This is a genomic window from Desulfocurvus sp. DL1XJH-121 (assembly GCF_054819825.1).
This window is the reverse complement of record NZ_JBTVWW010000001.1, coordinates 100,241-114,820: the sequence shown is the minus strand read 5'-3', so window position 1 is coordinate 114,820 and position 14,580 is coordinate 100,241. Positions and strand designations below refer to the sequence as shown.

12 protein-coding genes are annotated in these 14,580 nt (G+C 66.2%); 8 read left to right on the top strand and 4 right to left on the bottom strand.

Annotation, left to right across the window (positions count from 1 at the left end):
* Positions 1 to 30 precede the first annotated feature (30 nt).
* The 4 genes from ACYYG1_RS00535 to ACYYG1_RS00520 form a co-directional block, all read right to left on the bottom strand.
* Positions 31 to 1,011, bottom strand: a complete 981-nt coding sequence (locus tag ACYYG1_RS00535; protein ID WP_461208308.1) for an HD-GYP domain-containing protein — start codon at positions 1,009 to 1,011, stop codon at positions 31 to 33.
* A gap of 167 nt (positions 1,012 to 1,178) precedes the next feature.
* Positions 1,179 to 4,268 carry an efflux RND transporter permease subunit gene (locus ACYYG1_RS00530; RefSeq protein WP_461208307.1) on the bottom strand — a complete coding sequence of 1,030 codons (3,090 nt, stop codon included), beginning with the start codon at positions 4,266 to 4,268 and terminating at the stop codon, positions 1,179 to 1,181.
* Between the two features lie 10 nt (positions 4,269 to 4,278).
* A complete protein-coding gene (locus ACYYG1_RS00525; RefSeq protein WP_461208306.1) occupies positions 4,279 to 5,427 on the bottom strand; it encodes an efflux RND transporter periplasmic adaptor subunit in 1,149 nt (382 codons plus the stop codon).
* Positions 5,428 to 5,543: 116 nt separating this feature from the next.
* Positions 5,544 to 5,954, bottom strand: coding sequence for a hypothetical protein (locus tag ACYYG1_RS00520; RefSeq protein WP_461208305.1), 411 nt, complete (start codon positions 5,952 to 5,954; stop codon positions 5,544 to 5,546).
* Positions 5,955 to 6,646: 692 nt separating this feature from the next.
* On the opposite strand from ACYYG1_RS00520, the gene ACYYG1_RS00515 reads away from it, so the two are divergent.
* The 8 genes from ACYYG1_RS00515 (at position 6,647) to ACYYG1_RS00480 (ending at position 14,533) form a co-directional block, all read left to right on the top strand.
* Positions 6,647 to 7,627 carry a uroporphyrinogen decarboxylase family protein gene (locus tag ACYYG1_RS00515; RefSeq protein WP_461208304.1) on the top strand — a complete coding sequence of 327 codons (981 nt, stop codon included), beginning with the start codon at positions 6,647 to 6,649 and terminating at the stop codon, positions 7,625 to 7,627.
* A 29-nt stretch (positions 7,628 to 7,656) separates the two neighbouring features.
* Entirely contained in the window at positions 7,657 to 8,652 is a 996-nt protein-coding gene (locus ACYYG1_RS00510) for a TRAP transporter substrate-binding protein (protein ID WP_461208303.1), read from the top strand.
* Between the two features lie 75 nt (positions 8,653 to 8,727).
* A complete protein-coding gene (locus ACYYG1_RS00505) occupies positions 8,728 to 9,255 on the top strand; it encodes a TRAP transporter small permease (RefSeq protein ID WP_461208302.1) in 528 nt (175 codons plus the stop codon).
* The gene (locus ACYYG1_RS00500; RefSeq protein WP_461208301.1) at positions 9,248 to 10,543 is read left to right on the top strand and encodes a TRAP transporter large permease; all 1,296 of its coding nucleotides are present in this window, start codon (positions 9,248 to 9,250) and stop codon (positions 10,541 to 10,543) included. The genes ACYYG1_RS00505 and ACYYG1_RS00500 overlap by 8 nt, the downstream gene beginning before the upstream one ends.
* Positions 10,544 to 10,583: 40 nt before the next feature.
* Positions 10,584 to 11,867, top strand: coding sequence for an L-cysteine desulfidase family protein (locus ACYYG1_RS00495; RefSeq protein WP_461208300.1), 1,284 nt, complete (start codon positions 10,584 to 10,586; stop codon positions 11,865 to 11,867).
* A 26-nt stretch (positions 11,868 to 11,893) separates the two neighbouring features.
* Positions 11,894 to 12,538: a helix-turn-helix transcriptional regulator gene (locus ACYYG1_RS00490; RefSeq protein WP_461208299.1), complete on the top strand. Its 645-nt coding sequence runs from the start codon at positions 11,894 to 11,896 to the stop codon at positions 12,536 to 12,538.
* Between the two features lie 190 nt (positions 12,539 to 12,728).
* Positions 12,729 to 13,319 carry a hypothetical protein gene (locus tag ACYYG1_RS00485; RefSeq protein WP_461208298.1) on the top strand — a complete coding sequence of 197 codons (591 nt, stop codon included), beginning with the start codon at positions 12,729 to 12,731 and terminating at the stop codon, positions 13,317 to 13,319.
* Positions 13,320 to 13,528: 209 nt separating this feature from the next.
* Entirely contained in the window at positions 13,529 to 14,533 is a 1,005-nt protein-coding gene (locus ACYYG1_RS00480; protein WP_461208297.1) for a methyltransferase family protein, read from the top strand.
* The last annotated feature ends 47 nt before the right edge of the window (positions 14,534 to 14,580 follow it).

The following is a 14,580-nucleotide window of genomic DNA, read 5'->3' as shown; positions in this document are numbered from 1 at the left end:
TCATATAATAACAGGATTTTGTTGTTCGATTTAGATGAATTCCGTCGTCGAGAACAGCCGGGTGAAGCGCTGGAACAGGGACTGGTCGATCTCCCTGAACATTTCGTCGCGCATGACGCGCAGCGCCAGGAAGGGGTTGATGGCCTTGCAGTAGGGGCGGTCGCTGGTCATGGCGTCGTAGATGTCGGCGATGGTCACGGCGCGCATGTGCAGGGGGATTTCCTCCGCGCGCAGGCCGCCCGGATAGCCGCAACCGTCCAGCTTCTCGTGGTGCAGGAGGATGCATTCCCCGGTGGCCGGGGGCAGGGCGCCGCACAGGGCCAGGCCCTGGTCCGGGTGGGTCCGGATGGCGCTTAGTTCGTGCAGGGGCAGCGCGCCCGTGGCGCAGAGGATCTCGTGCGGGATCAGGGCCTTGCCCACGTCGTGCAGCAGGGCGCCGGCTCCCGCCTGGGCCAGGGCCTCCGGGGGCAGACCGCAGGACCGGAGCAGAGCCGTGGAATACAGGAACACGTGCACGCTGTGCACGAAGGTCCTGTAGTCGTGGGCCACGAGCCTGGACAGGGCGTCCAGGGCCCCGCCCCGGGCCAGCAGGTCCACGGCCCGGGCCAGCACGGCCTGCATTCCCGAGGCCCCGTTGTCCAGGCCGGGAAATGACGGCGGCCCGGTGCGCAGGGCCTCCAGGGCGATGCACAGGGCCGCGTCGCGCAGGGCGCGGGCGCGTTCGACCTCGGGCGCGGACGCGTCCTGGAGCACGTCGCCCAGAACCCCGCTCAGATAGTCGCGGAGCAGGGACTCCTGGTCCCTGTGCACGTAGACCTCGTCGACGCCGGATTCGGACAGGGCGCTGCGGTGGGCCGGGGTCAGGTTCTCGTCGGGCTCGGCGTAGGGCTCGAACTTTCCGTCCCGGAGCACGTGCACGATGAAGCCGCTCTGCCGTCCGGGGACGAGCATCAGCGTCGAGATGGAGGTGTAGTATTTCTCCAGAAGCGAGGCGTCGTGTTCCGGTCGCATGGGGCGGGTGGCGCGGGGCGCGTGGTCCTCTGGTTGGCGTTCAGGCGAAGGGCGGCGCGACATCCTGTTGCGTCGCCGACAGGCGACCCTGTATAGCCTCGGCGCGCTGGAATGTACAGGCTTTTCCCCCGGCGCGGCCAGGGCGTCGTTTTCCGGTGCCGGGCTGCTTAGGGGGCTTCCTCAAGGGCCGCCGCGGACCGTTGCGGCAGCATGCGCTTCAGGGCGTCCATATAGATGTAGTAGACCGGGGTGAAGTACAGGGTCAGGACCTGGGAGATGGCCAGGCCGCCCACCACGGCCAGCCCCAGGGGCTGGCGCGCCTCGGCGCCCGCGCCGATGCCCAGGGCGATGGGCAGCGCGCCCATGAGGGCGGCCATGGTGGTCATCATGATGGGCCTGAAGCGGGCCAGGGCGCCCTGGCGGATGGCCTGGGCCGGGGACAGGTTTCCCCCGCGCTGGGCCGAGATGGCGAAGTCGATCATCATGATGGCGTTCTTCTTGACGATGCCCACCAGCATGATCACGCCCACGAACCCGTAGATGTCCAGGTCCCGGCCGAACAGGGCCAGGGTGATGAGCGCCCCGGCTCCGGCCGAGGGCAGGCCCGAGAGGATGGTCAGCGGGTGCACGAAGCTCTCGTAGAGGATGCCCAGCACGATGTAGATGACCACCACCGAGAGCAGCAGCAGCACCCAGAGCCCCGTGAGGGAGGACTGGAAGGCCTTGGCCGTGCCCTGGAAGCTGTAGCTGAAGGTCCCGGGCAGGGTTTCGCGGGCCAGGTCGTCGATCTTCTCCACCACCGGGCCCAGGGACGCGCCCGGGGCCAGGTTGAAGGACAGGGTCACGGAGGGCAGGCGCTCGGTGTGGTCCACGGCCATGGGCCCGGCGGACAGGGACATGCTGGCCAGGGCGTCCAGGGGCACCAGGGCGCCGCCGGCGGCGCGCACGCGCAACAGCGACACGTCCCCGGGGGTCAGCTGGAACCCGGGGGCCAGCTCCATGACGACCTTGTAGTTGTCGTTGGCCGCATAGATGGTGGACACCTCGTGGGTGCCGTAGGCCATGGACAGGGCAGTCTCGATGCTCTCGGCGCTGACGCCCAGGGCCGAGGCCCGGTCGCGGTCGATGTCCACCTTGAGCTGCGGGTTGGTGATCTGCAGGGAGCTGGACACGTCCACCAGCCCGGGGATGTGGGCCATGCGCTCCACGAAGGCCTGGGCGTGCTCGTAGAGCTCCGCGCTGTCCGGGTTCTGCAGGGTGAACTGGTACAGGGCCTTGGTGGTGCGGCCGCCGATGCGCACGGTGGGCGGGTTGCGTGGCACGCTGCGGATGCCCGGGATGTTCGCCAGGGCCGGGCGCAGCCGCCGGACCACCTCGTCGGCGCTGGCCTCGCGCTGGTCGCGGGGCTTGAGCCTGGCCGTGATGCGGCCGGTGTTGGGCGTGGAGTTGGGGCCGCCCGAGCCCACAGTGGACATGGTGCCCTCGATGGCCGGGTCGGCGCGCACGATGGCGTCCACCCTGGCCTGGAGCTTGTCCATGGTCTCGAAGGCCGTGCCCTGGTCGCCCTCGGTGCGGATCTCGATGCGCCCGGTGTCCTCGCTGGGCAGAAAGCCCTTGGGCATGGCCGCGAACAGCCAGCACGTGCCCGCCAGCAGCAGCAGGGAGACGAGCATCACCAGTCTGCGGTGGGCCAGGCACCAGTCCAGGCTGCGCTCGTAGCCCGCCGCGAGGGCGCTGAACAGCCGCCCGGACGAGGGACCGCCCGTTCCGTTGGCCTTGGCCGGGCGCAGCACCAGACCGCAGAGCATGGGCGTGAGGCTCAGGGAGACGAAGCCCGAAATGAGGATGGCCGCCGTGATGGTCACGGCGAATTCGTGGAACAGCCTGCCCACCACGCCCTTGAGGAACAACACCGGGATGAACACTGCGGCCAGGGACACGGTCATGGACAGGATGGTGAAGCTGATCTCGCGCGAGCCGTCCAGCACCGCGCGCATGGGCGGGGCCCCGCGCTCCATGTGGCGCACGATGTTCTCCAGCATGACGATGGCGTCGTCCACCACGAAGCCCAGGGACAGGGTCAGGGCCATGAGGGAGATGTTGTTCAGGCTGAAGCCCGCCACGTACATCACCGTGAACGCGCCCACCACGGACAGGGGCAGGGCCAGGCTGGGGATGATGGTGGCCCGGGCGTTGCGCAAAAACAGGAAGATCACCAGCACCACCAGGCAGGCCGCGGTGTACAGGGTGAACTCCACGTCGCGCACGGATTCGCGGATGGATTCGGAGCGGTCGTAGAGCACGTCCAGGTCCACGGCCGCGGGGATGCGGCTGCGGAAGGAGGGCATCAATTTCTTGATGTCGTCCACGATCTGCACGGTGTTGGACCCGGGCTGGCGCTTGATGGCCAGGATCACCGAGGGGTTGCCGTTGTAGGTGTTGCCCCGGCGCTCGTTCTCCACGCCGTCGCGCACCACGGCCAGCTCGCCCAGGCGTACGGGCGAGCCGTTGCGGTAGGCCACGATGAGGGGCCGGAAGGCATCGGCGTCCATGAGCTGGCCGCTGGAGCGGATGGTGAATTCGCGCTTGGGCCCGGCCACGGTGCCCACGGGCTTGTTCACGTTGCCCTGCTCCACGGCCTGGGCCACCTCGTCCAGGCCGATGCCCCGGGCCGCGAGGATCTCCGGGTCCAGGGCGATGCGCACGGCGTATTTCTGGGAGCCGTAGACGTTGACCTGGGCCACGCCCGAAACCATGGAGATGCGCTGGGCCATGAGGTTCTCGGCGTATTCCGTGACCTCGGACAGGCGCAGGCTGGGGGAGCTGACCGCTATGTAGTAGATGGACGAGGAGGCCGGGTTGGTCTTGCGGAAATAGGGGGTGGTGGTCATGCCGTCGGGCAGGGAGCGCTGGGCCGAGGAGATGGCCGACTGCACGTCCAGGGCCGCGCCGTCGATGTCGCGGTCGAGGTCGAATTCCAGGGTGATGCGGGTGTTGCCCTGGTAGCTGGTGGAGGAGATGGATTCGATGCCCGAGATGGCCGAGAACTCCTTTTCCAGGGGCGAGGCCACGGAGCTGGCCATGGTCTCGGGGCTGGCCCCGGCCATGGACGCGCGCACCTCGATGGTGGGGAAGTCCACGTTGGGCAGGTCGCTGATGGGCAGCATCTTGTAGCCCGCCAGGCCGAAGACCAGCACAGCCAGCATGACCAGGGTGGTCATCACCGGGCGCTCGATGAAGATGCGCGAGAGGTTCACGGCGCGTCCCCTAGTTTCCGGCCTGGGGCGCGGTGTCGCTCACGGGCTTCACGGCCGAGCCGGGCTTGAGGCGCAAATGCCCCTCCACCACCACGGTCTCGCCTCCGGCGAGGCCCGAGGCGACGACGGTTTCACCGTCCACGTCCGGGCCCGTGGCCACCGGGGTCAGGGCCACCCTGGAGTCCCGCCCCACGGTGTACACGAAGGGCCCGTCGCGGCCCACGCGCACGGCCGGGGAGGGCACCACCACGGCGTTCCTGATGGTGTCCAGGCGCAGCAGCACGCGCACGAACTGGCCGGGCCAGAGGCGCTTGTCCGCGTTCTCGAAGGTGGCGCGCAGGGTGATGGTGCCCGTGGATTTGTCCACGGCGTTGTCCAGGGCCGTGAGCCGTCCGCGCACGGGCTCTCCCGTGTCGCCCTCGGGCGCGGCCAGGACATCCATGGCCCCGGCGCGCATGCGGGCCTGGATGGCCGGGAGCCGCTTCTCGGGCACGGAGAAGTCCGCGGCGATGGGGCTGATCTGGTTGATGACCAACAGCGGCCGGGAGTCGTCGGCCTGGACCACGGCCCCGCGCTGGATGAGCACCCGCCCGGCCTGGCCGCCGATGGGCGCGCGCACGTCGCTGAAGTCCAGCCGCAGGGCGGCCTGGTCCACGGCTGCGCGGTCCATCTCCACGGTGGCGCGCAGGGCGTCGGCGTCGGTGAGGGCCTGCTCGTACTGGTCCCGGCTCACGGCGTCCTTCTTGGCCAGACCGGCGTAGCGGCGCATGTCGCGCTCGGCCTGGCCCAGGGAGGCCAGGTCGCGCGCCAAGCGGGCCTTGGCCTCGCGCAGGGAGGCCTGCAGGGGCCGCCGGTCGATCTCGAACAGGGGGTCGCCCTGGGCCAGCACCTGGCCGTCGGCCACGTGCTGGCGGGTGATCATGCCCCCCACGCGCGGGGTCACGGTCACCGAGGCCAGGGGCTGCACCGTGCCCACGGCGCGCACGTCCAGGGGAAAATCCTTGGTGCCGGCGTGGGCCACGCGCACCGGGATGGGGCCTTTGGCCTTGGTCTGCTTGCCGTTGGCGTCGTCGCCGCACCCGGCCAGGAGGCAGGCGCAGACAAGCGCCGCGCACGCGACCGGAGAGAGAAGGGAAAGGAGCGGGGCATGGGGGCGCATATGTCCGGGACCTCGCACGCCGGGCGGCGCGAAAAAAGATTGCTTGTCGCAGACAACGCAATAAATCGCGCCCGTTGGCTTCGTCAAAAGAAAAGTGCGGCGGCCCCTCGCCGAATTCAGTTTTTCGACTGGGTCAGGGCGCGCACCAGGCGGTCCGGGTCCAGGACCGCGAGGAGGTCCTGCTTCTGGGCTTCGGGCGCGGGTTTGATGATGCATTCCACATAGCTGTCCGGCGACTCCAGGATGGAGCAGCCCGTGTCCACCCGGTCCATGCAGACAGTGCGCTCGAAGAGATGGCGGATTACGATGTCCACGCAGACCTGGGCCTTGCCGTCCATCTCCTGTACGGTCTTTTTCAGAGGCTCCAGGCCGACCTGTGCAAGGAGCTTCGACGTTAGGCGCTGAAACCTCTGTCTGGTGGCCGTCATGTTCGTGCCGGTTCCGTTCATCCGGCCGAGGATGGGCAGCAGTTCCCGCTGGTTCCCGAGGTTGCCGGGCTCTTCGCGGTACCCCTCCACGTCGGCCATGTGTTGATCCTTCCAGAGAGCGGTCTTGTGTTTTAATATCCTTATAATATGGTTCTTTTGCATCCTTTATTTCCAACGGAAAGCAATAATTTTATTCAAAAGCGGCTTTATGCGAGGAAAAATAATATTCAGTAAAGCACGAATTAGTAAAAAATGAATTGCTCCGAGTCCTGTTCTCTGCGTTGCAATATCAGCCTGCGGCAGTAGGCATTTCCATGGCGCCCCATTGTGCGGTGCGCGGCCGCATTTCTGTCCGAAGGGATGATGAAAGGGCCTTACGAGAGTGGGCCGGTTTTTCTCTGCGGGAGGGAGGTGCGCACCATGGCTCCCGTAGGTTCGCCGGTACGCGCTCATGCGCGCGTGGCGGATGGCCGCAAGGGGTTCTCTCTGCGCAAGGGGCGAAAAGGGTTGCGGCCCAGGGGCGGGAGCCCTTTGTTTGTGGAAGGAAAGTTGAAAAGAGGGTTTTTCTGGTTTTTGTAAATTTTTTAATCTATATATAAACACTTGAAATTTTACAAAATTAATAAATCTTATGACATGATTGTAAAGCGTAAAATTTTTGTTGACGGATTCAAATAAATTTTGTTGAATTATTCAACAGTAACGATATGGCGGGCGCGCCACGGCGGCGGTGTGATTCCCGCGTTTCCATGCCAACAGCTGCCCATCCTAAGGAGGCTCACATGCCGGCAATGACCAGAAACGAACGCGTCCGTGCGGCCCTGGCCCTGGAGGACGTGGATCGGGTGCCCTGCAGCATCTGGTTGCACTACTCCCATCTCGATCAGGACCCCCGCAGCCTGGCCGAGGAGCAGGTCCGCGCCGCGCGCAAGTTCGACTACGACTTCATCAAGCTGATGCCCTTCGGCCTGTACAGCGCCCAGGACTTCGGCCCGCGCATCAACGTCTTTTCCAAGAAGGGCCAGCCGCCCGTGGTGGACCGGTTCTGCATCGACAAGCCCGAGGACTGGAACTCCGTCCAAGAGCTGCCCGGCACCTACGGCGCCTACGGCAGCCAGGTCACCCTGGCCAAGCACGTGCGCCGTCTGGTCGGCGACGAGATCCCCTTCATCCAGACCATCTTCAGCCCCCTGACCACGGCCCGCAAGTTCGCCGGCGAGCGTATCTTCGACGACATGAAGAACTGCCCCGAGCTGCTGCACAAGGCCCTGGACGCCATCACCCGCACCTCGGTGAGCTTCATCGAGGAGAACATCGCGGCCGGGGTCAGCGGCTTCTTCTTCGCCACCCAGAATGCGGTGAAGACCGAGCTCTCCGACGAGGCCTTCGAGGAGTTCGCCGCGGCCTACGACCTGCGCCTGTTCGAGGCCTTCGCCGACAAGACCTGGTTCAACGTCATCCACATCCATGGCGACCCCGTGCGCTTCGAGCGCGTGGCCCAATATCCCGGCAACTGCATCAACTGGCACGACCGCTGGGGCGGCCCGGAAATGCCCGAGGCCCGCAAGCTCACGGACAAGTGCCTGCTCGGCGGAATCAACGAGCGCGATGTGCTGCACGTGGAAGACAGTGACACTATCCAGAAGCATGTGACCGAAGCCGTGGTGGCGGCCGGCCGCAAGGGCCTGATGATCGGCCCCGGATGCGTCGCGGATCCCGCAACCCCCGAGGCGAACTATTTTGCGGCTCGCCTGGCGTTGGAACACCTCTAACCCGTTTCCCTATCGCGAGGAGGAATCAAATGAGGATCAGGAACCTGTTAGTCGCCCTGCTGGCGCTGGTGGTGGTCTGCGCGGCCGCCCCGGCCATGGCCAAAACCTACAAGCTGCGCGTGGCCACCGTGGTCTCGCCGGTCCACCCCTGGATCAGCGGCATGGAGTTCATGGCCCAGGAGCTGGACAAGCGCTCGAACGGCGAAGTCAAGATGACCATCAGCCACAGCTCCGTGCTTGGCTCCGACCAGACCACCATCGATGAGATGCGCATGGGCACCGTCGATATGGTCGTGGGCGGCGTGACCGCCGTGAGCTCCTTCGTGCCCGAGTACGCTCTGCTGTCCATCCCCTATCTGTTCAAGGACTACGACGCGTTCAAGAAGGCCACCGCCGCCGACAGCCCCATGGTCAAGATGTACCAGGGCCTCTACGCGGAGCATAAGCTGGGCCTGAAGCTGCTCGGCCTCACCGGCGGCGGCCTGCGCAACGTGTCCAACAATCTGCGTCCCATCGTGACCCCCGCCGATATGCAGGGCATGAAGATGCGCGTTCCCTCCAACCCGCTTCTGACCAAGATATGGGGCGCCACCGGCGCCATCCCCAGCCCCCTGCCCTGGAAGGAGATCTACTCCGCCGTGCAGACCGGCGTCGTGAACTGCTTTGACAGCTCCGTGTCCGGCTACTACGGCAGCCGCTACTACGAGGTGGCTCCCTACATGTCCCTCACCGGCCATCAGTTCATGGTCTCCCACCTGTCCATGAGCGAAGTCTCCTGGAAGCGCCTGCCCGAGAAGTTCCAGAAGCTGGTCGCCGAGGTCGCCGCCGAGGCCTGCGTGAAGATCACCGAACTGGCCGAGGAGGGCGACAACGCCAAGATCAAGACCATGGCCGAGAAGCATGGCGTGAAGGTCAACGAGGTGGACAAGGAGTCCTTCCTCAAGCTCTACCGTCCCCTGCAGGACGAACTGGCCTCCGACAAGCCCCACGGCAAAGAGATCCTTGATATCATCCGCTCCATGTAGCGAACCCTCCGGGCCCGCCTCCGGGCGGGCCCGGTCACATTCCAACACCGCATCCGAGGTTCCGGAGGTGCAACCGTGCTGTCCATTCTGACCGCAGTCAATGACCGCCTGTACAAGGTCATGCACACCTTGTGCGGCGTACTGCTGGCCGTGTTTGCCTTGTGCGTGTTCATCCAGGTCGTGACCCGCAACTACATTCATTTCAATCTGCCCTGGACCTCGGAACTTTCGCTGCTCTGTTTCGTGTGGGGCGTGATGCTGGGCTCGGCCGTGGCCGTGCGGGAGGGGCGCCACTACGTGGTGGATTTCCTGCCCGCGTCCTGTTCCAAATTCGTGGGCGGTCTGGATCTCGTGGCCATGGGCGTGTGCCTGTTCATCTTCTTCGTGCTCATCAAGACGGGCTACGATTTCAGCATGCTCGGTCTGAACCGGCGCGGCAATTCCGTGCCCATCAGCATGGCCTGGACCTTCGCCTCCATCCCCGTGTCCGCCTCGGCCATGGTCCTGTTCGGCGTGGAGGTCCTCTGGAAAAAGATCAACGACGTGCGCGCGGGCTGCGCCTGCGACGCGCGCACCGTGGAGGAGGGCACCTGCGATGAGTGATATCCAACTGCTTCTGATCAGTTTCTTCGGGCTGGTCTTCGTGCGAGTGCCCATCGCCTTCGCCATGATCCTTTCGTCCGTGCTGGTCATGCTGCACATGGACATGCCGCTGACGTCCGTGGCCAACAACATGTACGCCAGCATCAACTCCTTCCCGCTTCTGGCCGTGCCGTTCTTCATGCTGCTCGGCCAGGTCATGAACGTGGGCGGGGTCACGGACCGGCTGGTGAACGTGTCCAACGCCTGGGTGGGCCACATCCGGGGCGGCTTGGGCCACGTCAACGTGCTGGTCAGCATGCTCTTCGCCGGGCTCTCGGGCTCGGGCGCGTCGGACACGGCGGGCGTGGGCTCCATCATGATCCCCACCATGCACAAGGCCGGGTTCGCCATGCCTTTTTCCGTGGCCATCACCGCGGCCTCGTCCACCCTGGGCGTGATCATTCCGCCGAGCATCATGATGGTGCTCTACGGCGCACTGGGCCAGATATCCATCGGCGCGCTGTTCCTCTCGGGTATCGTGCCGGGCGTGCTCATCGGCCTGTCCCAGATGTTCTACTGCTGGCTGTGGTCGCGCAAGCACGGCGCGCCCGTGGAGAAGCCCATGCCCTGGGGCCAGCGCTTCGTGATCACCTTCACGGCCATTCCGCCGCTCATGCTGCCCCTGATCATCCTCGGCGGCATCACCTTCGGCATCTACACGGCCACTGAGGCCGCGGCCATCGCCGCCTTCCTGGGCCTGGTGCTGATGCTCGTGGTCTACCGCGAGACCCCCATCCGCAAGCTGCCCGCGCTGTTCAGCGAGTCCTGCGTGCACGCGGCCATGCCCATGATCTGCGTGGCCGGGGCGGGCATCCTGGGCTGGCTCATCGCCTACCTGGACGCGCCGGCGCAGATCTCCGACTGGATCCTGTCCGTGACCAACTCCTACTACGGGGTGTTCGGCATGGTGGTCCTGGCCATGCTGCTCCTGGGGACCTTCCTGTCGCCGGTGGCCACGGTGGTCATCTTCATGCCCATCATCCAGTCCCTGGGCCAGGCCGCGAACCTGGAGCCCGTGCATCTGGGGCTCATCGTCAACCTGACCCTGGCGCTGGGCATGGTTACGCCGCCCTACGGCATCTGCCTGCTCATCGCCTCGGAGCTGGGAGGCATCTCCGCGCCACGGGCGTTCTTGGCCATCATGCCCATGTTCCTCTTGGCCCTGGGCATCATCGTGGCCGGCATCGTCTGGCCCGACCTGTTCATGTTCATTCCCAAGCACTTCATGCCCGGGGCGTTCGCCAACTAGGCTGGCCCGAGCTAAACCACTGAACCATCAGGATTATATAATGGATCTGCACGAATTTTTTCACAGTGAAGTCAAGCCGGCCCTGGGTTGTACCGAGCCCGTGAGTGTGGCATTCTGCGCGGCCGTGGCCGCCTCTCACCTCACGGGCGAGCTGGAGTCCATGCATCTGGCCATGTCCGTGAATATCTACAAGAATGGGCGCGACGTGGGCATTCCGGGCACGGGCGGCCGCCGCGGCAACGAGCTGGCCGCGGCCCTGGGCGCCATGGCCGGGGACCCGGCCCTGGGCCTCATGGTCCTCAAGAACGTGACCCCGGACGACGTGGACAAGGCCCTGGCCTTCATGGCGGACGGCCGCCAGACCGTGGAGGTCATGAAGGAGGTCCCTGGCGTGCACACCGAGGTCACCCTCAAGAGCCAGGATCACAACGTGACCGCCGTGGTCAAGGGCCGTCACGACCAGGTTTGGAGCGTCGTCGTGGACGGCGCGGAAGTGGTCGCGCCCCCGGCGGCCACGGGAGGCGGCGACGCCGGAGGCCCCGGGTACGTGGAGGAGCTCAAGGCCATGGGCATGCAGGAGCTCTGGGACTGCGCCTCGGCCATCGACGACGAGCTGGTGGCCTTCATGTACGAGGGCGTGAAGGTCAACACGGGCGTGGCCGCAGAGGGCCTGCGCCACAAGGTCGGCCTGGGCGTGGGCAAGACCACTCTGGACCAGTCCTGCGGCGATGACCTGACCTGCCGCGTGCGCGCCACGGCCTCTGCCGCGGCGGACGTGCGCATGTCCGGGGCGGAAATGGCCGTGATGAGCAGCGGCGGCTCCGGCAACCACGGGCTCACGGCCATCCTGCCCATCGCGGTGGTGGCCGAGGCCGAGGGCAAGTCCGGTCGCGAGGTGGCCGAGGCCCTGGCCCTGTCCCACCTGGTCACGGGCTACATCAAGGCCTACACCGGCCGCCTGACCCCCATCTGCGGCTGCTCCGTGGCCGCGGGCGCGGGAGCGGCGGCCGGGCTGGTGCGCCTCATGGGAGGCACCCCCGGCGAGGCCGAGCGGGCCTCCTCGACCTTGATTTCATCCCTTATGGGCATGCTCTGCGACGGGGCCAAGGGCTCCTGCGGCCTGAAGGTCTCCACGGCGGCGGCCGAGGCCTGGAACGCCGCCCAGCTGGTGCTGGACGGCAGCGGCATCCAGGACGCCCAGGGAGTGGTGGACACGGACCTCAAGACCACGGTCAGCTCCCTGGCTGAGATCAGCCAGAAGGGCTTCTGCGGTCTGGACAACGTCATAGTGGACCTCATGCAGGCCCGGCCCAAGGCCGGCTGAGCCTTGCGAGCGAGGATGGGGGAAGCATGTTGGACAAGCAACGCATCATAGAATTGCTCATGAACCTGGCCGACACCACGGTCAGCGCATACGGCCGCAACTGCGAGGTGGTGATCCACGACCTCGAGGACATGGCCCATTCCCTGGTCTACGTGGCGGGCAAAGTCACCGGGCGCAAGCCCGGTGCGCCCATCACGGACCTCGCCTACACCATGCTCAAGGAGCACGGGGACGAGTCGCCGGACCTGCTCAACTACCGCACGGTGACCAAGACCGGGCGCATTCTCAAATGCGCCACGGTCTTCGTGCGCGACGACGACGGCAGGATCATGGCCTGCTACTGCATCAACCAGGACATCACCGATTTCCTGTCCGCCAAGGCCGCTCTGGAAGAGTTCACCCAGAACGAGGAGCCCCTGGTGGAGACCCGGCAGGAAACCTTCGCCGAGACCGTGGACGAGGTGGTGGAATCCCTGGTGCTGGAGTGTTCGTCGCGCATGGGCAAGCACCCCACGGCCATGAACAGGGCCGAGCGCATCGATCTGTTGCGCGACCTGTACCTGAACGACGTGTTCAAGTTCCGCGGGGCCGCCGAGGCCATCGCCGCCATCATGGGCGTGACCCGCTACACGGTCTACAACTATCTGAAAGAAGTGAAACGCCGGAACTAGACTCCGGCTCATGCGACCTCCAGGGCCCGGGGGCGGAGCGCGTGCTCCGTTCCCGGGTTCCGTGGTTCATGGGGCGGGGCTGATGGGTTTGCCTTCGGTCGCCCGGTCGGCTATGCCCTTGTTCCCGTGGATTCCGGCGGACGCAATTTTCCCATAGCCCACCGGCAGGCAGCCAAGCAGGAGAAACCGCATGCCCGACGACATCATCGCTTTGGCCGAACGCAACCAGCGGCGCGCGCGCCGCGTCCTGGACGACACCGGGATAGTGGACATCTGGGCCTGTTTCGGCATCCGGGCCGAACTGGTGGGCTCGCTGCGCATGGGGCTCTTGATAAGCAACCTGGACATCGACATGCACGTCTACTCGGAGCCCTTTTCCATGGAGGACAGCTTCGCCGCCATCGCCCGCCTGGCCAAGAATCCCCGCATCCGGCGCGTGGAATACGTCAACCTCCTGGACGCCGAGGACCGCTGCCTGGAGTGGCACGCCTGGTACGAGGAGCCGGAGGGCGACACCTGGCGGCTGGACATGATCCACATCCTGGCTGATTCGCAGTACGCGGGCTATTTCGAGCGCGTGGCCGAGGGCGTCATGACCAGGCTCACGCCCGAGACCAGGCTGGCCATCCTGGGCATCAAGCACGGCCTTCCCGAGGCCGAGAAGGCCATGGGCATCGAAATCTACCAAGCCGTGCTGCGCGACGGCGTGCGGGACCTCGCCGGGTTCCGGGACTGGAAGCGCCGCAACCCGGCCCAGGGCATCATCGACTGGATGCCGTAGGGCGGACGGGGTGCATGGCTACAAGGGGCCTGCGGCAGCTAGCCGCGGGCCCCTGTCGTTTTCGGCCGGGCGCGGGCGGCCGGATCGTCGTCGTCGGGCCCGTGGAGTTGACAGGGACGGACGCCTTGGCTAAATGTCGTGAAAATGAAAGTCACAATCATATCTGCGAATTGAGGATGAACACACGGCCCAGGCCGAGGAGGTGCGCCATGGACAAGCCGCAAAGCGATTTCAGCCCGGTTAAGACGATGATGATGCAGCGCATGGCGTTTTTCGCGCTGCTGCGGTCCCTGGAAATGGGGCTGTTCGACAGCCTGGAGCAGGCGGGCGGGCTGTCCGCCGGGGAAGCCGCCCGGGCGCACGGAGTGGACGAGGCGCGCCTGGAGGCGCTTCTGGAGGTGCTGGTGGCCAGCGGCGTGCTGGAGCGCCGGGGGGACGCCTACGCCAACACGCCCATGGCCTCGGAATACCTGGTCCGCGCCTCGCCGTTTTTCCAGGGCAAGTCCCTGAGGCTGCACGTGGGCTTCAACGACGCCGTGGAAAAGGACTTCATGGGGCTTTTGCGCGGCGACGTGCGGATGCGCGAGGAGGTGGATGACGGCTGGGGCGGCGGCGATACCATGGAGGGCACGGCCCAGGACGCGCGCGACGGCACCCTGCAGGACACGGTGCGTTTCGCCTCGGAGCTGCCGGGGTTCGCGGGCCTGCGGACCATGGCCGACATCGGGGGCAACCACGGGGAATTCTCCATGGGGCTCCTGGACCTGAATCCGGACTTGAGCGGCGAGATCCTGGATCTCCCCGGGGTCGTGCCGGGCATTGCGGAGCGCATCGACGCGCGGGGCTATGCGGGCCGCCTCAAGGCCACGGCCCACGACCTGCGCGCCAGGGCAATGCCGCCAGGTGCCTACGACCTCGTGCTGGCCTCCCACGTGCTCTACGCCTTCATCGACACGATCCCCGAGCGGCTGGCGGACATCCTCGCCGCCCTCAGGCCCGGTGGCTGGTTCGTGGCCCAGCACCTGGACCCCGAGGGGAACGCGTCCCCCCGGCATTCCACGGTGGTGGAGTTCGTGACCCGCATGGCGGGCTACAAGACCCACCACATCCACGGCCAATGGCTGGCCGGGCTCCTCGCGGACGCCGGATTCGCCGAAACGCGGACCGCCAAGGCCGGCCCCTCCGGGCTGCTGGTGGCCGCGCGCAAGGCGTGAAGCGAATCGGCATTGCACTTGCCATTGCACGACACCAAAAAGGCTTG